Below are 25142 nucleotides of genomic sequence, written 5' to 3' on the forward strand. Positions count from 1 at the left end.
TAACCGGGTGAAGCCACCCCTCATCTCACATCTATATATACTATCATCTCGTTCTTATTTTCGCAATGCCAATTTGCTCCGCTTTCGAGTAAACACAGCCGCAATAGTCTTGTCTATACAGCCCAAACTGTCCGGACAGCTCAACCGACCTCTTGTACCCGTTTTTCTTTTTAAAATCCGAGGGCAAAAAAGCAACACCGAATTCTTTTCCCATAAGCCCACCGATTTCATTTAGCTTTTCTGCATTCTTCATCGGACTTATCGTAAGCGTTGTGGTGAAATAATCAAAGCCTTTCTCCGCAGCAAGCCGTGCGGTTTTTCGAAGCCTCAGCTCATAGCACAAAAGACATCTCTCTCCGCCCTCCGGACAGCGCTCCAGGCCCTTGGCGATATGATAAAAGCTCTCCGGCTCATAATCGCCCTCTATTACCTCAATTTTATGTGCGCGTAGGGTGGAATACATATTTTCGAATACTCCCTCCTCTACCTGCCTGTTATAATCTGCGATTAAGCGCTTCTGCTCCTCAGCTCTTTTCCGATATTCTGGATCTTCTGTAATGTTGGGATTATAGTAAAAAACTGTGACATCGAAATATTCGCGCAAATATTCCATTACATAACTGCTGCATGGCGCGCAGCAGCTATGGAGGAGAAGCGTCTTTCGCTGTTCGCTTTCTTTTAATTGTGCTTCTATTATTTTATCTAATTCTTTTGCATAATTTATCATATTATTTTATTCTCCTTCCAAAGACTGTTGGAAGAATATAACCTGCTCAAAAAAGGCTACCGCAAAACAACGGCATCATTCCCCATTATTTTGCAGCAGTCCCCCTATTTACAGCGACGCAATGTCAACCAATGTCAGCTTTTCTTCCTTATTGACATGCTCTAAACTTGTAACCAACGCTCTTGCGGTATCCAACGAAGTCAGACAGTTCACACCTGTCTCAATTGCAGTCCTTCTTATGAGAAATCCATCTCTGGACTTATCCCTTCCCTGTGTAGGCGTATCGATGACAAGGTCAATCTTATGCCCCAGAATAAGATCCATGACCGTAGGCGATTCCTGCTGTATCTTATTTACCTTGCGGGCATTTATCCCAGCTTCCTTAAGTGCATTCGCCGTGCTTCTCGTAGCATAAATGGTATAGCCAAGCTTTTCAAAGCGTTTTCCTATTTCAATCGCTTCACCCTTATCCGCATCCTTAACTGTGATGATCATCTGCTTGTATTTCGGTAAATTGATACCGGCACCAAGAAATGCCTTATAAAGCGCTTCATTAAAGGTTTGGGAAATACCCAGACATTCTCCCGTAGATTTCATCTCCGGCCCTAAGCTGATTTCCGCCCCCCTTATTTTCTCAAAGGAAAAGACCGGCATCTTAATCGCTACATAATCCGCTTCCTTTTGAAGTCCCGGCTCATAGCCAAGCTCTCGGATCGTCTTACCTATGATAACATCCGTTGCAAGATCCACTATGGGAATGCCCGTTACCTTGCTGATATAAGGCACCGTTCGTGAAGAACGGGGATTTACTTCGATAACATATACCTCTTCGCCCACCGCAATGAACTGAATGTTGATCAGTCCGATGACATGCAGCGCCTTAGCGAGTCGTCTCGTATACTCCGCAATCGTTTCCTTTACTTTCTCACTGATGCTCTGGGCTGGATATACGGAAATACTGTCGCCGGAATGGACACCAGCCCTCTCGATATGCTCCATAATGCCCGGAATCAATATATCGGTACCGTCGCAGACTGCATCTACCTCGATCTCCTTGCCCTGCAAGTATTTATCCACCAGAATAGGATGATCCTGCGCGATGCGGTTGATGATTTCTATGAATTCCTCCACTTCCTCATCGGAAATGGCAATCTGCATCCCTTGTCCGCCCAGAACGTAGGAGGGGCGCACCAATACCGGATAGCCCAATTTGTTCGCTACCTTCTTAGCCTCCTCAGCGGTATACACGGTTCCGCCTGAGGGTCTGGGAATATCGCACTTTTCCAAAATGGCATCGAACAACTCCCTGTCCTCTGCAGCATCTACATTCTCCGCGCTCGTTCCCAGTATGGGAACCCCCATCTTCATGAGACTTTCTGTCAGTTTAATCGCTGTCTGCCCACCGAACTGAACCACTGCTCCATCTGGTTTCTCTATATTTACAACATTCTCCACATCCTCGGGAGTCAACGGCTCAAAATAAAGCTTATCCGCAATGTCGAAGTCGGTGCTCACCGTCTCCGGGTTGTTATTGATGATAATCGTCTCATATCCTGCCTTGGAAAACGCCCACGTAGCATGTACGGAACAATAGTCGAACTCGATGCCCTGACCGATACGAATAGGACCGGAGCCCAGAACCAGCACCTTCTTAAGCGGGTTAGTTTTTACTACCTCGCTTTCACTTCCGAAGCAGGAATAATAATAGGGAGTGCTTGCCGCGAATTCTGCCGCACAGGTATCTACCATTTTAAAGGCTGCGGTGATTCCGTTATCATAGCGCATTTTCTTAATATCTGCCTCCGGTATGGCCGTCAGCCTGCTGATGACATTATCGGGGTACTCGATGCGCTTCGCTTCTTTTAACAAGTCCACAGTGAGAGGACCCTTCTTCAGCTCCTCTTCCATCTCGACTAAAATCGCAATCTTATCGATAAACCAATGATCTACCATGGTTATCTCGTGAATCGTATCGTAATCAATTCCCTTTCTGACCGCTTCCGCTATTACGTAAATTCTCTGGTCATCCACAATTTTCAGCCTGTCCAGAAGCTCCTCCTTAGAAAGTGCTGTAAAATCATAGCTCATAAGGCAATCCACATGCTGCTCCAGCGAGCGAATCGCCTTCATAAGCGCACCTTCAAAATTCGTACAGATACTCATGACCTCGCCCGTAGCCTTCATCTGCGTGGTCAGCGTCCTCTTCGCCGTAATGAACTTGTCGAAAGGAAGGCGCGGTATCTTCACTACGCAGTAATCCAGTGTCGGCTCGAAGCTGGCATAGGTTTTTCCCGTAATCGCATTCTTTATTTCATCCAGTGTATAGCCAAGAGCAATCTTCGCCGCCACCTTTGCAATCGGATAGCCGGTAGCTTTCGACGCAAGCGCAGAAGAACGGCTTACGCGGGGGTTTACTTCGATTACACAATATTCAAAGCTGGTAGGATGCAGGGCGAACTGCACATTGCAGCCCCCGGTGATCTCCAGCTCATTGATAATATTGAGGGACGAGCTGCGAAGCATCTGATATTCTTTATCCATCAAGGTCTGTGAAGGAGCCACAACGATACTGTCTCCGGTATGTACGCCCACCGGGTCGATATTCTCCATGTTACAAACGGTAATACAGTTGCCCATACTATCGCGCATCACTTCGTATTCAATTTCCTTCCAACCGGAAATACAACGCTCTACCAGAACCTGACTTACGCGGGAAAGGCGAAGACCGTTGGCCAGAATTTCTTCCAGTTCCATCTGATTGTCAGCAATTCCTCCGCCCGAACCGCCAAGCGTATATGCCGGACGAAGAACGACAGGATAGCCTATTTTCTTTGCAAATTCCACACCATCTTTTACATTTTCCACTACAAGAGATGCCGCGCAGGGCTCTCCGATTTTCTCCATCGTCTCCTTGAATTCCAAACGATCCTCTGCCTTTTTAATCGTCTTAGCAGTAGTCCCCAGAAGCTTTACGTTGTTTCTCGCAAGAAATCCGGATTCATCCAGCTCCATGCCGAGATTTAGACCCGCCTGTCCTCCCAGCGTGGGCAAAACACTGTCGGGCTTTTCCTTTTCAATAATCTGCTCTAAGACTTTGACCGTTAAAGGCTCAATATATATCTTATCCGCAATATCTCTATCTGTCATAATGGTTGCAGGGTTGGAGTTTACCAGTACGACCTCGACTCCCTCTTCCTTTAAAGAGCGGCAAGCCTGCGTTCCCGCATAGTCGAATTCCGCCGCCTGTCCGATAACGATAGGGCCGGAACCGATAACCAACACTTTTTTCACATTAGGATTCTTAGGCATCTTCTTTCCTCGCTTTCATCATATCAATAAACCTGTCAAACAAATACCCGGAATCCTGAGGACCCGGACATGCTTCCGGATGAAACTGTACGGTGAAAATATTCTTGCCGGTATAGGAAAGGCCTTCGTTCGTTCCATCGTTCACATTAATAAATGCCGGCGTGGCAATCTTAGGGTCGAGTTTATCCATATCTACCACATAACCATGGTTCTGTGAAGAAATATAGACTCTGCCGGTCTGCAAGTCTTTTACCGGATGATTTCCGCCCCGATGGCCGTATTTCATTTTAAAAGTATCTGCCCCCGTCGCAAGCGCCATGAGCTGATGTCCTAAACAAATTGCAAAAATGGGAATGTTCGTTTGATATAGCTTATTAATTTCTTCTATGATAGAGGTGCATTCCTTCGGATCGCCGGGTCCATTGCTCAACATGATGCCGTCCGGCGCAGCCGCAAGGATTTCTTCCGACGTTGTAAGTGCAGGATATACGGTAACATCACAGCCTCTCTTCGCGAGAGCATCGGCTATATTATCCTTTGCTCCGAGGTCTAACAGCGCAACTTTTTTGCCGGCGCCGTTTAAGGCTTTTACCATACTTGGTTTCTTTTCATGGGTTCCTTTTTCGTACGCTTCCATATCGAATCTGGCGCTTCCGGAAACTGCGCCATTTTCCTCCAAAGAGACGGAACCCCTTATTTCATATTTATGTTCACAGGTTACCTTTTCCACCACTTTCTCTGCGGTGTACTCCTTTAATCTGGGTATGATTTCATTCAAATCATAATCTTCCCTCGTCGTAATCATTCCGTTCATCGTGCCCTTTTCCCGTAAAAGCTTCGTAAGGGCCCTAGTATCGATTCCTGCGATTCCCGGCACTCCATATTCCTCCAGAAATTCCTGAATCGTCATATCCGAGCGGAAATTGCTGGAAATCCTTGACAATTCCCGTACAATAAATCCATCGGGCCACGGTTTCTTAGATTCCATATCGTCTCTGCATACTCCATAGTTACCGATAAGCGGATAGGTCATGCACACGGCTTGTCCCGCGTAGGAAGGATCCGTCAGTACTTCCGGATAGCCTGCCATGGACGTATTGAAAACTATTTCACTGATGATTTCTTTTTTGGCACCGATATGAGTTCCCTCAAAAACTGTGCCGTCCTCCAAAATTAAAAATGACTTTATTGGAAATACGTTCATTTTTTTCACCCGTCGTCCTCTCTCTAAATTTTATCCAAATTATCTTATTTTAGCACAACATCTTGTATGTTTCAACTATATTATTCTAAAATATTACCCAATATGCCGTATCACCTTCGATGATCAACTGTTCCGAAGCATCAAAATAATTCCAGTTCTTCCCGGAGAAATAAGTATTATAAATTTCTTCGTCCATATCCACCTTTTCGAAGTTTCTTCCACTCACAACATTCATCAGAGTATTTGTCACCGTTCCAAGGGCTCTTTCATTGATTTGATCTGTTTTGTAATGCACTTCATCATAACTGAAGGGACAATCTGCATCATTCACAACAGCCAGCTTTGTCACCCGTATATTCCCCGTCTCTTCATACTGCAATATCTTTTCATAAACCATATTCGCATACACTTTATCAAGATTATTGCTCAAGGTTCTGTTCGCTATTATTACATTACAAAATACTATCTGTATGATCAGGTACGCACATCCGACATAACATATGAACGTCTTTAGCTTTCCATCCGTGCAGGCAAAGGCAACCAGCAGGAGCATGCTCTGCACCGCATAAAACGGCCAAATGATTCTGGGCGGCAGATAGACATATTGCTGAAACATAGAAATCACAAAAATCATCACGTTGATTCCTGTAACAAAAAGCACAAAATACAAAACCGCCATTTTATTCTTCTTTCTAATAAATATGAAGATGACGACACCTATGCAAAAGACCATAATCAACAACGGAAGCCATATGTCAGGCAGCAAGCCCTTGCTGTTTTTCAAAAGGATTGCATAAATCTCTGCCATTGCTTTCAGCTTATCCATCCAGATTCCTGCTCCTACGCGCTTTCTCAGCCCTCCGCTTACCCCAGTATAAGCAAGTAAAGTATAGCTCAAAATATTTAAAGCACCTGAGCCCAAAGTATAAATCCCACACAGGATTTCCTCTACTACAGTCTTTTTCGTTATCCTAAAGTCATTATCCAAAAGGATATATGCGGACAAGACGATGGCCGCATATACAACTGTAACCTGATATCCGGTCGTTGCTAATAGGAAAAAGATAAATGACAGCAATCTCCTTTTTTTAATGAAATAATAGATACCTATTGAGGCAAACAAATATCCCATTCCAAACACCAATGCACACTCGCTGAACATTAAGTTTTCTCCAAACAATACATTGGAAAATAACAGTATTGTAATTGCATAAAAACCCATTTCCTGCGAAATCGACGTTTTTTGAATGTTCTCAAGCAATCCCTTTTGTACGAAGCAAAGCCCTAAAGCCAGTAAAAAAAGAGCAGCTATCGTAGTTACTCCTGTATGCGTAGTAGTGGATAATCCCATTTTTAATAGAATATAATCCATCAAAGATGTCAAATATCTTCCATCCTGAATCTGAATTAAAATATCTTTTTCTGCTGATACCATATGTGCCAATGTATCACAATTAAAACTTCTTCGAAATAACCCTCCCCAAGCAATTAATAATACACTTAGATTAATTAAATATTGATTGATTGTCTCTTTTTTCATCCCCAAGCTCCACTTCTTATTTTAGATAATTTAATCTTTAAATAAAACCATGGAAATCCGAACATGTCTTTCCATGGTTTTATCATTATCTTGTAAAATAGTATACACCCGATTCGAATATCTTCATATCCTGCTCTCCGTAAATGTTAATTGCAACAGAACGGTCCCGGCGCTCCGCATGTGCCATCTTGCCAAAACATCTTCCATCCGGAGACGTAATTCCTTCGATAGAAGCATAGGAACCGTTGACGTTCCACTCCTCATCCATGGAAACATTGCCGTCGATATCCGCGTACTGCGTAGCTACCTGACCATTTGCGAACAATCTATCCACCCATTCCTTCGGCGCAACGAAACGTCCTTCTCCATGAGAGGCCGGGTTCGCGTAGGTCTTGCCTACCTCTGCTTCCTGAAGCCAAGGCGATTTATTGGATACTACTTTCATATATACCATCTTGGAAATATGACGGTTAATCGTATTGAAGGTAAGGGTCGGAGAATCCTCCTTCTGTCCTACGATTTCTCCAAACGGAACAAGACCGAGCTTGATCAGCGCCTGAAATCCGTTGCAGACACCGAGAGCAAGACCATCCCTTTCGTTTAACAGCTTCATGACCGCTTCTTTTATCTTCGCATTCTGGAATGCGGTGGCGAAAAATTTCGCGCTTCCATCCGGTTCATCCCCTGCGGAAAATCCGCCCGGAAACATGATAATCTGTGCATCGTTGATTGCCTTTTCAAACACCTCTACGGAATCTCTGATATCCTCTGCCGTCAAGTTTCTGAATATCTTCGTCACTGCCTTCGCTCCGGCGCGCTCAAACGCTCTCGCACTGTCATATTCGCAGTTCGTACCCGGAAATACCGGAATAAATACCGTAGGCCTCGCCACTTTGTTCTTGCATATATAAACCTTGTCTGTCGTATGAAGCGGAGACTCTACAGGCGTCATTTCTTTCGCCGCCTTCGTCGGAAATACCTTTTCCAACTTGGAGGTCCACGCAGACAATGCCTCTTCGATAGAAATATGAACATCCTTATAGATGAACTCCGGCTCCTTCGTCACTTCGCCTACTACACGGCAATTCGAAAGCTCGATTAATTTCTCCAGCTTATCCGCCTCTACTTCCGCCACGATATCGCCTAAGCCGTTCTCGAACAATTCCTTTGCCGACAACTCTCCTGACATTATTACGCCCAATTTATTGCCGAACGCCATCTTGCTGATGGAAGAAGCGAGTCCCTTGGCATCCTGCGCATAGGCGGACACAATGACTCCATCGTCAATAAGCAGTGCAATCTGCTGATACAAATTCATAACATTTTCATAAACCGGAATATCGTATTCATCCTTGTCAACCCAGAACTGAACCAGCTTATTTCCTTCACCCTTAAGCTCCGGTGTTACGATATTGCTCTCCTTCGCCACATCCACTGCAAAGGATACAAGAGTAGGAGGTACATCGATATCCTGAAAGGTTCCCGACATACTGTCCTTACCGCCGATGGACGCAAGGCCGTATCCAATCTGTGCATCATACGCACCCAAAAGGGCTGCAAAGGGCTGGCTCCAGCGTTCCGGTTCCGAGGTCATACGCCTGAAATATTCCTGAAAGGTAAAGCGGATATTTCTAAAATCCCCGCCTGCTGCCACAATCTTCGCCATGGATTCCGTCACCGCATAGATTGCCCCATGGTAAGGGCTCCATGAAGAAAGATACGGATCGAAACCGTAGCTCATAAGCGTCACCGCGTCCGTTTTCCCTTTTAATACCGGAAGTTTCGCCGCCATTACCTGCGTCTCTGTCAACTGGTATTTACCGCCGTAAGGCATGAGTACGGAAGCCGCACCGATGGAAGAGTCGAACATTTCCACCAATCCCTTTTGGGAGCATACGTTCAGATCATTGAGTCCCGCAAGCCATGCCGCTTTCACGTCCTCTTTTTCCAAGTTCTCCCTTACCGAAGGAATCGCTATATAATCGAAATAATTTTCTTCTTTTTCAGGAATATCTACCTTAACATTCGTTTCCTGATGAGCGCCGTTGGTATCGAGGAATGCTCTCTTAATGTTAACAATTTCCTTACCGCGCCATTTTAAAACGAGCCTCGGCTCTTTAGTCACAACGGCAACGGGAACCGCCTCCAGATTCTCTTCCACCGCAAAGTCAAGGAATCTATCTACATCGGAAGGACCTACTACCACAGCCATTCTTTCCTGTGATTCTGAAATGGCCAATTCTGTACCGTCCAGTCCTGCATACTTCTTGGGCACTTTATCCAAGTCTATAATCAGCCCGTCTGCCAGTTCTCCAATTGCCACAGAGACGCCGCCCGCGCCGAAATCATTGCATTTCTTTATAATCCTGCTCACTTCTTCTCTTCTAAAAAGTCGCTGGATCTTGCGTTCTGTAGGAGCATTTCCCTTTTGAACTTCCGCGCCGCAGGTCTCGATAGAGTTCTCCGTATGCACTTTTGAGGAACCCGTAGCTCCTCCGCAGCCGTCTCTGCCGGTCCTTCCTCCAAGGAGAATGATGATATCATCAGGATCCGAATTCTCACGGATAACATTGCGTCTTGGCGCTGCTCCCATTACCGCACCGATTTCCATTCTCTTCGCCACATAGTCAGGATGATAAATCTCCTTTACATAGCCGGTTGCCAGTCCTATCTGATTGCCGTAAGAAGAATAGCCGCTGGCCGCACCGCGTACCAGTTTCTTCTGGGGCAATTTTCCTTTTAAGGTCTCCGCTACGGGTACCGTCGGGTCTGCCGCACCGGTTACGCGCATCGCCTGATATACATAGCCGCGTCCTGAAAGGGGATCACGGATCGCACCGCCAAGGCAGGTTGCCGCACCACCGAAAGGCTCTATTTCTGTGGGATGGTTATGGGTCTCATTTTTAAAGAACACAAGCCATTCTTCATTTACCATTCCCTCGCCATAATCTATTTCCACCGGAACAATGACGGAGCACGCATTGATTTCATCGGACTCCTCCATATCGTTTAATTTCCCGTCCCTTTTCAGCTTGCGCATCGCCATAAGGGCCAGATCCATCAAACAGATGAACTTGTCCTCTCTGTCTCTAAAAATCTCTTCCCTCGTATCCAGGTAGCTTTGATAGGTCGTTTCAATAGGGGTCCTGTAATAGCCCTCGCCGAATTCCACGTTCTTAAGCTCCGTTGAAAAGGTGGTATGGCGGCAGTGATCGGACCAATAGGTATCGAGCACTCTGATTTCCGTCATGGTAGGATTTCTGCGCTCGTCGTTTTTAAAATAATTATGAATATGTTTAAAGTCTTTGAACGTCATAGCAAGCCCCAGGGACTCGTATAATTCCTCTAACTCTCTCTCCTGCATATTCTTAAATCCATCCAGAACGGAAACATCCTCCGGTTCCTCGAACTGAGTAACAAGGGTATCCGGCTTCACCATGTCCGTCTCTCTCGAATCCACCGGATTGATACAATACGCTTTTATTCTTTCAAATTCATCCTCGGAAACGTCTCCCATTACGAGATAAGTAACTGCCGTCTTAATAATAGGCTGCTCGTCCTCCCGTAAAAATTTCACACACTGAACTGCGGAATCCGCACGCTGATCGAACTGCCCGGGCAGATACTCAACGCTGAATACCCTTCCGCTTGCCGGTATCTCGAAACTCTCCTTATAAAGGATATCCACCGGCGGCTCTGAAAAAACAATCCTGCAGGCAGCCTCAAAAGTATCTTCTGATAGGTTCTCCACGTCGTAACGTATGAACATTCTCACATCCTTTACGCCCGATATGCCTAAGTAACTTCGAATTTCTTCCTTCAGCTCTTTCGCCTTTACGGCAAAGGGTTCTTTCTTTTCTACATAAATGCGTTTCACATTTCCCATGATGAATTTACTTTCCTCCATTTTTTTAACATCAGAAAAGATTGTCTCGCAATCCTCCAATTGATGACTATCCTTAATTATACCGAATCCTGACTAATTTTCAATGGTATATCCAAATATTTTGCGAAAAAGGGAAGTGGCGGCATAAAAAATGCCCCAAAGTATCCTCTTTGAAGCATTTATCATTCCACTCATTTTATTCTTCCATAACAAGGCCCTGCATAATATACATAACCTCTCTATCCACAACGTCCTCTGTAATTCCTCTCGTCTGGGAGACTACTTTCAGCCCCTCCAGCACATACATGATATTTCTCGCTGCCCCCAACGGATCTTCGCAGTAGAATTCTCCTGCATCCACTCCGGCTTCAATCAGCTTCTCTATAATTTTTACTGCAGTATCGAATTGCTGCTTTAACAAATGATCTTTTTTAGGAAACTTATTGGCAAAAAAGAATTCGTATACCGCTATTGTCAGATTGTTCCTCTTGCCCAAAAGTTCTTTTTTCTGCTCTTTCAAAAACAGCGCGAGAATATCGGAGGGCACAGCATCTTCCCCGATACTCCCCGAGAAAACGTCATCTGTTTCTTCCGTCTCCAGCTTCAACACTTCCATAAAAATCTCTTCTGTACCGGCAAAATACAAGTACAGACCTCCACGGCTTATGTCACAGGCTTCCACGATGTCCTTCATCGTAACGTTCTTAAAGCCCTTCTCCATAAACACCTTTCTCGCCGTCTCCAATATATACATTCGCTTCTGTGCCGACTTTTCACTCATCTATACGAACCCCTTACTCAATCCCTGCCCCGCTTAATCCTATCGGTTTATCCCAATACTCAAGAATTTCCTTCATCTTGAGCAATACCTTTAAAATGGAACCGTTAGAAACACCTTCTGTCCACAGCCTTCCTTTTGTCATTCCGCCCAGAATATATTTGGACAATATACCCTTTAGCATATCCATTTCGCGTATGGTAGCGACCGCTATCAGTCTCTGTTCATCCGATACGTTTCTTATACGGTTTCTGGAATAAACATAAGCGTAGTTCCTGTCCAGCAGATTGGTTCTTCGCGCATCCTGCACAAGGCTCATTAGGGTGCTGTCATACACCGGAAAAGCCATTGAGTGCTCCGAAATTCCTTCTCCTTTATAAATATTGGACACATCGATCCCCGTTTTCGATTCGAGCCACGGAATATACCTGACGAGCCTTTCCACGTCAGGTCTGTATCCATTCACTACTTCTTGTATGTAAAGTGTGTCTTTCTCCATTGAGCTGTCCCCCTCAGTTTATCCTAAGTCTTTTTAAGTATAACATAAATTGAAAAAAAGTACAGCGACTCTTGTCAAAAAAGGGAATCTTCTGTTGTATTTCATAACTAAAGTTAGTATAATATAAACAATTAATATAAGGAAAAAAATGTCATCAGGAGGGGCAACATGGCAAAAGAATTTAAAATGGGTACTACAATTTGCGAGAGCGGACAACCGTTCAACGCTCTGCATACGATTTTGACCGGAACGGTGCGCGCCGTATATTCGGACGGCGAATTTTTTTTGGATAAAGGAGACATTATAGGTCTCTGCGAGCTATACTTCAATACTTATATTTTTACCTATATAGCGTCGGATGATGTGACGGTTGCTTCCATTCCATACAGTGTGGGCGGCCTTTCCGCTATGTTCAACAAAAATCCGAACTTCGCCCAGCTCGTTACTTCTTCCTGCTATAAACAGATGAAGAATGTTCTGGAGGTATACGAATTCTCCAAATATGACTGCGGTAATCTATACCAGTACTTAACGGCCAGCTATAATGAATACGTGAAACTCAGCGGACGGTACCGCATATCTCCACGCGCGCTGCCGGATTTGGAGACCATAGAGCCTCTGGCACTGGAAGAGGATATTCCTCAGTGGCTCACCGACTTTTACGAGAACATGTCCGTAGTGGTAGCGCAGACACTCCCTCTGTCTCCCGTTCCCTTCTTCGATTATCTAAATGGTCTGCTAATGAAGACCAGTCAGGATATTGCTGAAATTATGTCCGTTTGCCGTATTATGTACGATTATAAATCGGACATTGCCAGACTGCTCATGAACGAGAACAGACTGGATCTTTTCGATCTATACACTACTCTGTTTTTCAGAATCGGTCAGCGCGAGGAGGATTCTACCGCCATAAGTGCCGCGATAAGCCGTATGATGATTAATATGGAAGGTTTTGGCTCCATCGATCACGACCTTTACAAAGAAAGGATCAACGTTTACAAGGAAACTCTCGCTTTCATGGAGGAGAGAGGTTCAGACATTCCCATGGAGGACCCGGAGCTTGCTAAAAATGCCGCAGCCGTGGAGCATTCTTTGGACGTTATTCTGGAATATGCGGACTGTGACCCTGATATTACCTCCAATTTCCGCAAATATATTGAGGAATATAAGAAGCAGATTGATAAAAATGCTGCTGATGAAGACAGCCGCAGGCTGCGCATGAACATTACAAAGCTTTTTTACACGATATACATATCTGCCTTTCAGGTCAGCCTTCACGATAGGTCCATACCGACTATACTGAAGATGTTCTTTCAATTCGGATATGTGGATGAAGAGCTGGCAGGAATGGAGAACGTTTCTTATCTGTACTCCATCGCAGAGAATTTCCCTTCCTCTCCCGAGAATCACGTATACACTGCCTATGAATGGCTAAAAGCAGTTTATAACGGAGAAAAGGAACCCAGCCGTAATGAATTCGACATCGATTATATGGCGCACATCCACGAAATGAAGGTAACGGGCAAGATTACCGCAGCTCAGGAAACTCTTCTTTCCAAGAACAATGCGAAAAAGGTTATGTTCGAATTGGAAAATATGTTCCCTCTTGTCAACAAGATTACGTTTGGCCGTATTTCCACATTTTGTCCGGTATTTTCCGACCACAATGTACTGAAGGATTTATCCCAGACGCTCGTTACTGCTGACAAAATCATCGAGTCCATCGCTCAAATCCGCTCTATCGATTTCGGCGCATACGGACGAGAGACTATTTATTCCAATCCCGAAGGCGGTGTTGCGAAGGAAATGGTTAACGTGGAGGTTCTTCCCGATATTATCTTGTTTCCTAATGTCGGCATCCGCGGAGTTATGTGGCAGGAAATCGAAGGAAAACGCCGCACTACCCCTGCACGCTTTATGTCCTCCATTTTCCAGATGGAAGACCTTCTTACCATTATGACGCGGCTTACGGGGGAATTCCGCTGGGAAATGTGCAAGCGCATTCAGGGCGCCAGATGGAACGATATTTCCGAGCGTTCTCTCACCAGCGAATACTTCGACTACATACAGTTTTATAAAAAGAATCTCGAACTCAGTTCCGATGCCAGAGATAAGATCAAATCCGCAATGCAAAAAGCCAAAAATAGTTACAAGGAAATGTTCATACGGGATTACATCATTTGGATTATGTATGAGGCTAACGGGTCCCCTCGTCTCAATAAGGTGGCAAGGGACATTCTCTTTACTAACTGCCCGTTCTCCAAGGATATACGCGAACGACTGAAGATGAATCCCTTATATAAGGATATTCTGGACCGGTATCGGATTCGCAGCGCTCAGAAGCTTCACCACATGAACAACCTTTATCAAAAGTTGCAAAAGAGCCGTTTGCCCGTTCCGCCTGAAATCGCAGTACAGCGCGAGTATCTGGATAGGTAGCAAATACAACGAATATGAATTATCCGTCGTATTCGGAATTTATAAAGAAAATTTAATTTTACATACAAAAACAAAAAGCGTATACTGCATGGTATACGCTTTTTGTTTCCGGCGATAACCGCCCACCCTTGAAAGGTAGATGTTTATGAAATACATTTTATTATTTATAAAGAAAACGTTACGCCTCGTGCTAAGACCGCTTTCATTTGTTCCCGCCCTTCTCGTCATGTACATGATATTTCAGCTTTCTGCACAGAATGGCATTACAAGCAGTCAGCTCAGCTATAAGGTCAGCTTCAAAATAGTCACTGTCGCAGACAAAGTGTTGGATAAGGATTTCTCCAAGGCTCAAATCGAACATTATGCCGATCGAATCCACCACTATGTACGCAAGCTCGGGCATGTAACGGAATACTTCATCTTAGCAGTAACCGTGGCCTTTCCTCTCTATGTATACGGAGTCAGAGGCTTCCCCCTCATGATCGTCGCGGGAATATTCTGTGTCGGATTCGCCGCCTTCGATGAATACCACCAATCCTTCGTTGCCGGCAGAGGCCCTTCCTCCCGCGATGTGGCAATTGACAGCATCGGAATCTTCATCGGTATCATCCTTGTCCGTATCGTCGGCTGGGCTGGGCGAAAAACTATTTTCCGCCCTCTTTCCAATCATAAATAAAACGAATATATCCAAGATTTCCTTCCGCCGCCACATATGTTGCGGCGGTTCCTTTTTCCGAGTGCTCCAGCATATTCCCTTGTAAGAGCAGACTATCCATCCCACAGACATTAGCTATCTCAATGTCACTTTCGAGTTCATTCCCAATCATAATACAGTCCCTTATCTCAAGACGGTGCTTCTTAAGCAGCAGCTCCATATAAGCTCGTTCCGGTTTCTTCACCCCATAATCCGATGAAATAAATATATCGTCGAAAAACTTTCCAAGCCCCAATACCTCAATTTCCGACGCTGTAAACAATCGCTGCGCATTAGACAGCAAAAACACTCTCCTGCCCATCCTCTTCAGCTCTTCAAGCATTTCTATTGCCCCATCATAAACTCTCATATACTCCCTGGACCATTCCCTAAACCTCCCCGCCGCATACGTCACTGCTTCCTCTCCCGCTCTTACACTTTTCCTCGCATACAGCTTCCGAAACACCTCTCCAATCTCTATCTCCGGATGCCCGCATCCATTTTCCTGCCGAAGCCTCTCCTCCTCTTCCTTACATAACAATAAATAACCCTGCTTCAGCTCCTCTGTCTCATACGCAGCCCCTTCATTCCCATAAAGCTTTGCCATCCCCTCCCATAAGCTCTCCTTGCTTTCATCCGTCCGAATATCCACCAACGTTCCATACAAGTCGAAAATATAATTCTTATACATCCTTCCGCTCCTATCCAACTCCCATTCCTCTCATATATTCACAACCCATTCGACTCCAAAATACTCCCTCCAAAAACCCTCCCCCGTAACCTTTCGTGGGAAAGCCTGGTACGGGAAGGTTTCCGGCAATTATATGCTACGGAACTGAGACATAGGAATTCTTGAAGCCCCCGATAAAAGAATTCCTGCTCTGGCTCAATGAAACACCCCAATGGAATATGGTGGCATAACAACCTCTGCACTTGCCACTCCAATCTTTTGCTCACCCGTAAGAAGTGCACCCCCCAGTGCTTCCTCGCCATTTATTTCCTTTTGATTTACGGTGATTCCGCTCAAATCCACGGTCTGTTCTTCTTCTGAGATATTCATAACGAGAAGTATCTCCGAGCCTTCATATGATTTCTTTACCACGCACACACTATCGCCGGAAGCACTCTCCACATAGCTTACCTCTCCCCTTGCAATTTCAGGATAAACATTGCGAAGTCTTATCGCTTCCTTATAATAATGGTAAATAGAATCGACTGCCTCGTTCTGCTCGCTTAGGCTGCCATATTTCATCTTTACCGCATCCATATCCGGCGGTCCGGAGCACATGCCCGTTTCTTCGCTGTTTTCACTCCAATACATGGGCGCTCTTTTATTCTCGTCCTTGCCAGAACCCTTCATTCCCAGCTCTTCCCCATAATATAGGAAACAGCAACCGTTCATCATAAGATTCAACCCACCGGCTATTTTCGTCTGGTTCTCAGCATTATCTCCCGAATAATAGCCTGCACTTCTTCCCAAATCATGATTGGTATAAAAGGGCGCATCGATGTAGTCGGGATTATACTGTGAGAACTTCTCATCCAAGGCCTGCAGCGCTTTTCCGAATCCACTGGCCGACTGGTTTCCTCTCACTGTGTTCGCAATGATTCCTCCGCTGTCCGCAAAGGCAAAGTCGAAGACGCTGTCTATACCGCTTTCATAATATTTCGCATAGGTATCCATATCCGTCCATACTTCCGCTACGATATAGGCATCTTGCTTTTTCTCTTTCACCATTTCATTGAACCAGGAAAGAACCTCGTTGTTGGCATCTACTGCATCGGAATAATATTCCTTTGCAGCATCCAGCCGAAATCCGTCAACTCCCTTTGCCAGCCAAAAATCAACGATATCCTCTATTTCTCCTCTCACCGCCTCACTTCCAAGATTGAGGTCAGGCATTCCGCTCCAAAACTGTGCTTCATAATACCATGTTCCGTCAAGCTCGACATAGCCGGATCCCCATTCCCTGGAAAAGTTATAATAATCGATATAAGGGCATTCCTCCACAGAAGGCTCTGCATCTCCTATGCTTTTCAAATAACTGCCGGCTTTCAGGAACCAGGGATGAGATGAGGAGGTATGGTTCAGTACCAGGTCCAAAATCACATCGATTCCCCTCTCATCGCACGCCGCCATGAATTCCTCGAAATCATCCATCGTTCCATACTGTTCATCGATTCCATAGAAATCCGTCACATCGTATTTATGGTAAGTAGTGGACGGCATAGTAGGCATCAGCCAGATACCGTTGCATCCCAGATCGGTATCCGTAGAGTCATCTCCGTCGTTGATATAATCAAGTTTCTCCGTCAATCCCTTTAAATCACCAATTCCGTCTCCATCTCCATCATAAAAGGAATATACGAAAACCTCATAAAAGGTACGGTATTTATCATCCCGCACATTTAATGCGGGCTTTTCTTCCACCCTCCCATCTAATGAAGCATCTGTATTGCTTCCCGCCTCATTTCCTTCGTCTGCTCCATTCGAAGCAACTCCACCCTTCTCATCCGCAACCTTTCCTCCGTATCCGCAGCCCGCAAACGAACTGATACCCAGACAAACTGCCAGTAATATACCGAGTATCTTCTTTTTCATAACCAATCTCCTCCCAATTTCTTTTCTAAACTTACGGCAATCTTCTGTATTCATCAGAACGAAAGTGTGCTTCATTCCATCTCGCAGCCGAGCACTTCAATAGCACAGCTTTTGTTCCCCTATTCTTCTATTACATAAAATATGCAGGCAAAGCGCATTCACGATTTCTTTTTCGATTACTGCTCTGCCTGCAATTTAAGTTCATATTATTTTAGTAAGATTATCCCTTTACTGCGCCGGACATGCCGCTTGAGTAGAATCTCTGAGTTACCACGAATAAAATTGCAATCGGGATGGATATACATACGCTTCCCGCGGCAAATGCGGTGTACCAGTTGTCAATATACTCTTTTTCAAGCATCTTCCAAAGTCCCAGCGCCACCGTATAATACTCAGCATTGGCCCTGCATATAACTCTGGCAAAGATAAAATCTACCCAGGGAGCAATAAATGTAGTGATCACCGTGTAGACAATGATCGGCTTACTAAGCGGAACCGTAATCTTCGTAAACACCTGAAATTTAGTTGCGCCGTCCAAATATGCCGCTTCGTCCAATGCCTTAGGAATCGTATCGAAGAAGCCCTTGGCTATGTAGAATTCGATACCGGCCCCTCCGGAATAGACGAGGATGAGCGCCACGCGGATCATCGCTCCCTCCGACAGACCCATAGCTTTTAAAATATAATAAACAGCAATCATGGACATAAAGGCCGGAAACAGCTTAAGCACGAGAGCCACGTTCATTAACGGCTTTCGCGCCTTGAACCTTAATCTGGACATGCTATAGGAAACCGCCAGCACGAAAAACGTAGAAATAGCGCAGGAAAAAATAGCAATAATTAACGTATTCGCAAACATCTTAGGGAAATTCAACACATTTGTTTCGGTAAAAAGCTTGATATAATTGTTAAACGTGTATGTTTTAGGGAAGAAGGTCGACATATAGGAACCCTTTTCTCCTCGAAAGCTCGTTAATACTACCCAGAATATGGGAAACAGCCATACCACTGACAATACTGCCAGAAAAACGTGGACAATGACGTTCGTAATAGTTTTTCTCGTTCTTGCACCAACCATTTCTTTCTTCTTCATCATTGGAATCCCTCCTCATCTTTATAAGAGCCCGTATTTCTGTACGTCACGATAGCTACAACAGCTAATACTGCAAAGGTCATGATACCGATAACCGCTCCGAGATTAAAGTATTGGAAATCGATTGTGAGTTTATACAGCCACGTAATCAGAAGGTCCGTTTTTCCCGCAGTAGAACCTACTGGCGTAGGATGGCCCTGCGACAGGAGGTAAATGACGTTGAAGTTATTTACGTTGCCGGTAAACTGTGTGATCAAATATGGCGTCGTCACAAACAGCATATAAGGCAAGGTTATCTTAAAGAAAATGGTAAATATATTGGCGCCGTCCACTCTCGCCGATTCATAGAGCTCTCCCGGTATGTTCTGAAGAATTCCCGTGACCTGAAGAAGCGTATAAGGAATACCTATCCAAAGGTTGATTATGATAACGGTCACTCTGGCCCACATCGTATTTGTAAAGAATGGGAGGGAAGTCTCAATGAGCCCTACGTTCCTTAGCATGGTATTTACCGCGCCCTCAGGCTGCAACATCGTCCGCATGATGAGCAGAGAGACGAACTGAGGAACTGCGATGGAAAGCACGAAGCAGAATCGCCAGAAACCTTTTATTCTCGTATCTTTTCTGTTGATGATAATAGCCAATATCATACCGAATACATAGTTCAGGCCAGTAGCAAGTACAGCCCATGTGAGCGTCCATGCCAGTACAGACCAGAAGGTCTGACCCATGGAATCCCGAAAGCTAAGCACCTTAATGAAGTTCGCCAAGCCTACCCAATCAAACAAAACCAAATGATCCCCATACTTCGAGTAATTGGTAAAAGCCATAGTAAGCATGAAAATAAGAGGCATTATGGTAAAAAGCAATACTCCCATGATTGGAGGCGTCATTAACAATATATGTAAATTTTGATTGAACAAATCCTTGATGTCATCTTTAAAAGAATTGATATGATTACCTTTTTTGCTGAAAACCTCCGCCTTGTAAGCGCTGCGGAGAGAAGCCATCCAAAGCACGATAAAGCCTAATGTAATGGACACGGTAACTACACTGTATAACAAGATAATCAGCGAGTTATCTCCGGCAACATACTCATAAATACCCTTTTTTTCATTCCATGTTTCCTGCTGGGCCTGCGTGCCCAATGAGGGCATCATCGCTAAGTTATGTATGCCGTTCTGAACCATGAATAAAATGTAACTGATTTCAATCGCGAGAAATAAAAGTCCCTTAACTATCTGTCCGCGCGCAATGTTTCCCGCTCCCATAAACAGCATAGACAGCTTTGTTACCAAATCGCCTTTTTTCACCGCATTACCTACCGTATAAGGCGTTGCGAACTCTTTTACTCTCTTTTTTCTTTCTCCCATGCTGTAACCTCCTGAAGCGAAAGATACCCCAAGGTGCCCGAAAAGATACGGACACCTCGGAAACTATCACTTTTGTGAAATTTTATACTTTAGGAAATCGTCTCTTATATTTCCTATTTTACCATTTTACTGCCTATTATTCCACTACAGATGTATTTAAAGAATCGTTAAGAGCTTCTGTTTTTTCCGCTGCATTTGCATGTGTCACTTCTTTGTTAACAAATGCTTTACCCATATTCTCAGCAGGTGTCCAGTAATTGCCCATCGCTGCTACGAACGGCTGAATAATAGCGGTATTATCGAAGGTCGCATTCTGCGCTACTACGAGAGCGTCGCTCTGAAGTGCAGGATCTGCCAAAAGCTCCGTGTTGCAAGGAACGATACTTCTCATTTCATAATGTGCTCTCTGTGCATCCGCACTTCCTAAGTAGCTTGCAAGAGCAACTGAAACCTGCATATTATCGCTGTTAGGGTTAACGCCAATCGCCTTAGAGCCCGCGAATGCCATCATCTGCTTTTCTTCGCCGTTAATTGTAATCGTAGGAAGTTCTCTTGCTCCGAAGTTGTCACCGAGAGCCTCTTTTACTGCTGCATAATCCCAAGAACCTGAGAAGATTGCAGAAATACTTCCGTCACGTAAGCCTGCAAGGCCTGCGCCGTCAGCGTCGTTTACAAAGTTCGGGTTCGCTGCTAAATCTACGAGGTATTCCGTTACTGCAGTCGCTTTATCGCCGCTAAAATCGATTCCCTGTGCTTCATCATTGCTATTGCCAAACAGAGTACATCCATTTGCTACATAGAAAGAAGCGATATACCATGAGTTGGAAAGAGGGAATGCAATCTTCGATTTTGCTACCATAGTATCCAGATTAGCTGCTTCTTCCTCAGAAAATACGCTCTTGTCATAGTACATGAACCATGTATTCGTTGTAAAAGGAACGCCGTAAACCGCTCCATCAAGAGATACGGAATCTACAATCGCTTGAGAATTCGTGCTCTTAACATAGCTTTCCGTCTCACCGCCCAATCTTGCAATAGCGTTCGAAGCGATTAAATCTGTAAGGTTATCGTTTGCAAACATATATACATCTGCTGCTGCATCAACGTCCTGCGTTACGGTAGCTTTCGCATCGCCTTCCGCACATACGCCATAGGTAAATGTAAGATCCCAGTTCGGATGAAGTGCTGCGAACTGCTCGCACATAGTCGGAAGCCAGTTACCGTTTTCTGCCGACTGATCCTCGGACGGTCCCCATACGAGAATATCTGCAGTAAGCGCTTCTTCCTCAGTTTCTTCCGCTGGAGCAGCCTCTTCTGCCGGTGCTGCGGCTTCTTCTGTCGTCTCAGCCGGAGCCTCTGTCGTTGTGGTCGCTGTGCTTCCGCAACCTGCCAAAGATGCCACCATAGCGGCTGTCATAAACAATGCTAACATTTTCTTTTTCATTAATTTTCCTCTCCTTTTTCTTTGACCTTGTCTTAATATTGTCTCAGGGCTGTCGCCCATATATATAAAATGTGCCCTGCACATCCTATACCTGATGTTCTATCGCTGCAATTCAGCCCGAAGCTTCATCGCAGCATTTTAGCGTCTATATATAGTAGATATAGTCCTTATCCACGTCCGCCTCTCTTCGCTTAGACAGTCGTGCCATACCCGCCAGCGCCAATTGCTCCCTACCGTAGAAGGGTGGTTCATTCTCGCTTCATTTCCCAGCTTCAGGATATCCTGCATCTGTAAAATAACTACATCTGCAATGCTGGAATAAGCGAGTCTTATGAAGGCGTCCGGAATCGCATCCTTGGAATCTATATTCAAATATTCATATAAAAATGCCAGCTCATATTCCGTCTTATCTCGATAACAGCCCACAATCGTCTCGTTATCGTGTGTACCCGCATAAGCCACGGTGTTTCTGTCTATGTAATTATGAGGAAGATATTCCGAAGAAATATCGCCGTCGAAAGCGAACAGCAACACCTTCATTCCGGGCCATTCCATCTTCTCCCGCATCTTTTTTACCGCCGGCATACAGGGCCCCAGGTCCTCCACCATAATCCTACATTCGCCCGATTCCGCCTCCATAATATCCAGAAGCTTTTTCCCCGGACCCTTTTCCCACTTTCCGTCTTTCACACCGCCTTTTTCAAAGGGGATGCTGTAATATTTCAAAAGACCGCTGAAGTTATCAATTCGCAAAGCATCGTACAGTCCGGCATTCGCTTTCATCCTCATACGCCACCAGCGAAAGTTCTCTCTCTCTATCTGCTTCCAGTCGTACAGAGGGTTTCCCCATTTCTGACCGTCTGCTGAGTATGCATCCGGCGGACAACCTGCTACCCTCTCGGGCGTTCCATCCACCCCTAATTGAAACAGTTCCCTATGCCCCCATACATCTGCACTGTCCAGAGCCACATAAAGCGGAACGTCTCCAATTATCTCAATTCCTCTGCTGTTGGCATAGGCCTTCAGCCTCTTCCACTGAGCAAAGAATTTGTACTGGCAAAACTTCCAGAAGTCTATGTTTTCCTCGTGCTTATGCTTATAAGCCGAAATTGCCTTCTCATCATGTTCTCGCAGCTCTTTGTCGAAGCTCAACCATTCCTTGCCCTCCGACTCCGTCTTTATTGCCATAAAGAGACTATAGTCTTCCAGCCATCCCTTTTTCTCCTCGCAAAAGGAGAGAAAATCCGCACTCTTTCTGTCAAAGCGTCCATACGCCTGCTCAAGTACACTAAATCTGTTATTATATAGAACCGCATAATTAATATCATGTTCATCACTGCCCCAGTTGTAGCTTCCGATTTCTTCCCTTTTCAAAAGACCATCTCTTGTCAAATCGTCCAAATCTATCATATAGGGATTGCCTGCAAAGGCGGAAAATGATTGATAAGGGCTATCTCCGAAGCTCGTAGGACCAATCGGCAATACCTGCCAGTACCGCTGTCTCAGATCCACCAGCAGGTCCACAAAGCGGAAGGCCTCCTCCCCCAATGTACCTATTCCGTAAGCTGAAGGCAAACTTGTAATCGATAACAGGATTCCTGCTCCTCTTGTAAATCTTTTCTTACTCACTGCCTTTGCCTCCATTACTTATACATACGTTCGTATTATTTTTCGTAAAGTTTCGTATCTGAGATAAATTTACCACTTCTCTATCGGTTTTGTCAATGCCTATAAGAACTTTATTATCACATTTGACATAATTACCGATTTTCATTCCAACTTTTTGTTCATTATTTCTTTTTTTCCGAAAACATTATTCGAAAAAATAATATAACTTGAAATCATTTTGTTTTGCTTATATACTGTTTAATAGGAAACTAAGACAATAAAAAGAATAAAAAATGATGCAAAAAAGATTGGCTTAAAAAGCATGAATCAGCAGATAACAGAAAAGGAAACCATATGGCAACGATTAAAGATATTGCAAATAAACTCGGAATATCCGTCAGCACCGTATCCAAAGGCTTGAACGGAGCCAGCGACATCAGCGAAGCGCTTCGTCAGACCGTCCTCGATACGGCAGTGGAAATCGGATATACCACGAAAAAAATGAAAAAAGAAGAACACAAAAAGTTATGCGTTTTTATTGAAAATATGGATTATGAGACGAATAACCAGTTCGGTTACGAAATTATCTTAGGCTTTAAGCAGGCCGCATACCGGGACAAATGGGATATTACTGTACTCCCCATCAATCCTACCTTTCAGATGCAGGAGAAATATGACACCTACATGTTGAAAAATGGTTACCGGGGCGGTTTTCTTCTTGGTTTCTCCCTTCAGGACAACTGGATGAGCCAGCTTAATTCCACCACGATTCCTACCGTACTTTTCGATAATTACATAAGGAAGAATCCCAACGTGGCTTATGTAGGAACCGATAGCTTTGAAGGTATCGATATTGCCATGGAACACTTAATTTCTTTGGGCCATAAAAAAATCGCCTTTTTAAATGGTTCTCCCAATTCCATGGTCTCTGAACAGCGTATGCAGGCATATCTGGATAGCCTCGCAGCTCATAACCTCACATTCAATGAGAAGCTGACTGCATATGGTTATTACGTTGCGGAGAGCGCGAAGTATCATATTCCCTCTTTCCTTGCAGAAGGCGCTACCGCTATCCTATGCGGAAACGACTTAATTGCTTCCGGCGCCATCATGGAATGTTCTATGCACGGCTTTCGTGTCCCTGAGGATATCAGCGTTATTGGCTTCGATGATTTACCGATTTCGGCCCACTTGGACCCTCCCCTTACTACCATACGGCAAAACAGGGTAGAACTTGGAAAATGCGGCTATTTCGCACTGAGCGGGTTGATCAATCACGTTTCAATCAGCCGCACAATGCTCCACGCCCAATACATCGAAAGAGCTTCTACTGCCCCTGCAAAGGAACATAAAAAAACGGTCTGATTTTTGCAAAATATGTCTTGCTATCAAATAATCCTTATGCTATAATATGATTCGGCGGTTCAAAAAAGCCGCATATAGGGGCATAGTTCAAGGGTAGAACAGTGGTCTCCAAAACCATCGATGTGGGTTCGATTCCTACTGCCCCTGCTCTTAAAGAAAATCCTAGAATATCGTGTTAATACGATATTCTAGGATTTTTTATGTTCTTGACATTTAAAGCGCTTTAATACAAATCGAACATATATTCTTTATGTCGTTTTATACTTAGTTGTATCGTGTTAGCAGTGTGAAAGAAAGTAGAGGATATCCAAAAGTGGCGCACTTCATAATTGGATGATTTCATCATTTTTTGTCTGGATTACTTCTATATTCCTTCCCGCCTCCTTTTAGTATCTGACTAATTTTAGGTTTATTCTTTAAATATATCTTGACTTTTGCTTTTTTCTCTGATATCATGAAGAAGTATTTTTGATAAAGTTTTGATTTCACATATTTTTTGTAAGTCATTATTTATGTTGATGATTTACCAAAAATATGTGATTTTTTATTTTACAAAATATAATTAAATTTAAGGAGGTATC

General features: G+C 44.4%; 16 protein-coding genes and 1 tRNA gene. 4 read left to right on the forward strand and 13 right to left on the reverse strand.

The window, feature by feature from the left end:
• Positions 1-43 precede the first annotated feature (43 nt).
• The 7 genes from CC90_RS0109535 to CC90_RS0109570 form a co-directional block, all read right to left on the reverse strand.
• Positions 44-727, reverse strand: a complete 684-nt coding sequence (locus tag CC90_RS0109535; RefSeq protein ID WP_031390544.1) for an epoxyqueuosine reductase QueH — start codon at positions 725-727, stop codon at positions 44-46.
• A gap of 108 nt (positions 728-835) precedes the next feature.
• The gene (gene carB / locus CC90_RS0109540) at positions 836-4036 is read right to left on the reverse strand and encodes a carbamoyl-phosphate synthase large subunit (RefSeq protein ID WP_031390545.1); all 3201 of its coding nucleotides are present in this window, start codon (positions 4034-4036) and stop codon (positions 836-838) included.
• Complete coding sequence (locus tag CC90_RS0109545) at positions 4029-5225, reverse strand: carbamoyl phosphate synthase small subunit (RefSeq protein WP_031390546.1); 1197 nt, start codon at positions 5223-5225, stop codon at positions 4029-4031. Before CC90_RS0109545 ends, carB begins: the two co-directional genes overlap by 8 nt.
• 100 nt (positions 5226-5325) lie before the next feature.
• Positions 5326-6780 (reverse strand): glucosyltransferase domain-containing protein, encoded by a 1455-nt coding sequence (locus CC90_RS0109550; protein ID WP_031390547.1) that lies wholly within the window; start codon positions 6778-6780, stop codon positions 5326-5328.
• An 85-nt stretch (positions 6781-6865) separates the two neighbouring features.
• Positions 6866-10666: a phosphoribosylformylglycinamidine synthase gene (locus CC90_RS0109555; protein WP_031390548.1), complete on the reverse strand. Its 3801-nt coding sequence runs from the start codon at positions 10664-10666 to the stop codon at positions 6866-6868.
• A gap of 196 nt (positions 10667-10862) precedes the next feature.
• Positions 10863-11447, reverse strand: a complete 585-nt coding sequence (locus CC90_RS0109565) for a TetR/AcrR family transcriptional regulator (RefSeq protein ID WP_031390549.1) — start codon at positions 11445-11447, stop codon at positions 10863-10865.
• Positions 11448-11460: 13 nt separating this feature from the next.
• Complete coding sequence (locus tag CC90_RS0109570; protein ID WP_031390550.1) at positions 11461-11943, reverse strand: hypothetical protein; 483 nt, start codon at positions 11941-11943, stop codon at positions 11461-11463.
• A gap of 168 nt (positions 11944-12111) precedes the next feature.
• Here CC90_RS0109570 and CC90_RS0109575 point away from each other — a divergent pair, with 168 nt between their 5' ends.
• Positions 12112-14382, forward strand: a complete 2271-nt coding sequence (locus CC90_RS0109575) for a cyclic nucleotide-binding domain-containing protein (RefSeq protein ID WP_031390551.1) — start codon at positions 12112-12114, stop codon at positions 14380-14382.
• A 145-nt stretch (positions 14383-14527) separates the two neighbouring features.
• The gene (locus tag CC90_RS23710) at positions 14528-15058 is read left to right on the forward strand and encodes a VanZ family protein (RefSeq protein WP_081905933.1); all 531 of its coding nucleotides are present in this window, start codon (positions 14528-14530) and stop codon (positions 15056-15058) included.
• Here CC90_RS23710 and CC90_RS0109590 read toward each other — a convergent pair.
• The 6 genes from CC90_RS0109590 to malQ all read right to left on the reverse strand — a co-directional run bounded on the left by CC90_RS0109590 (position 15027) and on the right by malQ (position 23217).
• Positions 15027-15767 carry an HAD family hydrolase gene (locus CC90_RS0109590; RefSeq protein WP_031390554.1) on the reverse strand — a complete coding sequence of 247 codons (741 nt, stop codon included), beginning with the start codon at positions 15765-15767 and terminating at the stop codon, positions 15027-15029. The genes CC90_RS23710 and CC90_RS0109590 overlap by 32 nt on opposite strands.
• 195 nt (positions 15768-15962) lie before the next feature.
• Positions 15963-17678, reverse strand: a complete 1716-nt coding sequence (locus tag CC90_RS0109595; protein WP_031390555.1) for an alpha-amylase family glycosyl hydrolase — start codon at positions 17676-17678, stop codon at positions 15963-15965.
• 220 nt (positions 17679-17898) lie between these two features.
• On the reverse strand, positions 17899-18771 hold the full coding sequence (locus tag CC90_RS0109600) for a sugar ABC transporter permease (RefSeq protein WP_031390556.1): 873 nt from the start codon (positions 18769-18771) through the stop codon (positions 17899-17901).
• Positions 18771-20144: a carbohydrate ABC transporter permease gene (locus tag CC90_RS0109605; RefSeq protein ID WP_031390557.1), complete on the reverse strand. Its 1374-nt coding sequence runs from the start codon at positions 20142-20144 to the stop codon at positions 18771-18773. Before CC90_RS0109605 ends, CC90_RS0109600 begins: the two co-directional genes overlap by 1 nt.
• 136 nt (positions 20145-20280) lie before the next feature.
• Positions 20281-21588: an extracellular solute-binding protein gene (locus CC90_RS0109610; protein ID WP_031390558.1), complete on the reverse strand. Its 1308-nt coding sequence runs from the start codon at positions 21586-21588 to the stop codon at positions 20281-20283.
• Between the two features lie 138 nt (positions 21589-21726).
• Complete coding sequence (gene malQ, locus CC90_RS0109615) at positions 21727-23217, reverse strand: 4-alpha-glucanotransferase (RefSeq protein WP_031390559.1); 1491 nt, start codon at positions 23215-23217, stop codon at positions 21727-21729.
• Positions 23218-23550: 333 nt separating this feature from the next.
• On the opposite strand from malQ, the gene CC90_RS0109625 reads away from it, so the two are divergent.
• Both CC90_RS0109625 and CC90_RS0109630 read left to right on the forward strand, forming a co-directional pair.
• Complete coding sequence (locus CC90_RS0109625) at positions 23551-24561, forward strand: LacI family DNA-binding transcriptional regulator (RefSeq protein ID WP_031390560.1); 1011 nt, start codon at positions 23551-23553, stop codon at positions 24559-24561.
• A 76-nt stretch (positions 24562-24637) separates the two neighbouring features.
• A tRNA-Trp gene (locus CC90_RS0109630) sits at positions 24638-24708 on the forward strand.
• Positions 24709-25142 lie beyond the last annotated feature (434 nt).

This window comes from Kineothrix alysoides (assembly GCF_000732725.1).
Taxonomy (GTDB): Bacteria; Bacillota; Clostridia; order Lachnospirales; family Lachnospiraceae; genus Kineothrix; species Kineothrix alysoides.

What these genes read in the sequence shown, in the direction of transcription:
- CC90_RS0109535 (WP_031390544.1), bottom strand. Translation starts at nt 727, where the DNA reads ATGATAAATTATGCAAAAGAATTAGATAAAATAATAGAAGCACAATTA.
- carB (WP_031390545.1), bottom strand. Translation starts at nt 4,036, where the DNA reads ATGCCTAAGAATCCTAATGTGAAAAAAGTGTTGGTTATCGGTTCCGGC.
- CC90_RS0109550 (WP_031390547.1), bottom strand. Translation starts at nt 6,780, where the DNA reads ATGAAAAAAGAGACAATCAATCAATATTTAATTAATCTAAGTGTATTA.
- CC90_RS0109555 (WP_031390548.1), bottom strand. Translation starts at nt 10,666, where the DNA reads ATGGGAAATGTGAAACGCATTTATGTAGAAAAGAAAGAACCCTTTGCC.
- CC90_RS0109565 (WP_031390549.1), bottom strand. Translation starts at nt 11,447, where the DNA reads ATGAGTGAAAAGTCGGCACAGAAGCGAATGTATATATTGGAGACGGCG.
- CC90_RS0109570 (WP_031390550.1), bottom strand. Translation starts at nt 11,943, where the DNA reads ATGGAGAAAGACACACTTTACATACAAGAAGTAGTGAATGGATACAGA.
- CC90_RS0109575 (WP_031390551.1), top strand. Translation starts at nt 12,112, where the DNA reads ATGGCAAAAGAATTTAAAATGGGTACTACAATTTGCGAGAGCGGACAA.
- CC90_RS23710 (WP_081905933.1), top strand. Translation starts at nt 14,528, where the DNA reads ATGAAATACATTTTATTATTTATAAAGAAAACGTTACGCCTCGTGCTA.
- CC90_RS0109590 (WP_031390554.1), bottom strand. Translation starts at nt 15,767, where the DNA reads ATGTATAAGAATTATATTTTCGACTTGTATGGAACGTTGGTGGATATT.
- CC90_RS0109595 (WP_031390555.1), bottom strand. Translation starts at nt 17,678, where the DNA reads ATGAAAAAGAAGATACTCGGTATATTACTGGCAGTTTGTCTGGGTATC.
- CC90_RS0109600 (WP_031390556.1), bottom strand. Translation starts at nt 18,771, where the DNA reads ATGAAGAAGAAAGAAATGGTTGGTGCAAGAACGAGAAAAACTATTACG.
- CC90_RS0109605 (WP_031390557.1), bottom strand. Translation starts at nt 20,144, where the DNA reads ATGGGAGAAAGAAAAAAGAGAGTAAAAGAGTTCGCAACGCCTTATACG.
- CC90_RS0109610 (WP_031390558.1), bottom strand. Translation starts at nt 21,588, where the DNA reads ATGAAAAAGAAAATGTTAGCATTGTTTATGACAGCCGCTATGGTGGCA.
- CC90_RS0109625 (WP_031390560.1), top strand. Translation starts at nt 23,551, where the DNA reads ATGGCAACGATTAAAGATATTGCAAATAAACTCGGAATATCCGTCAGC.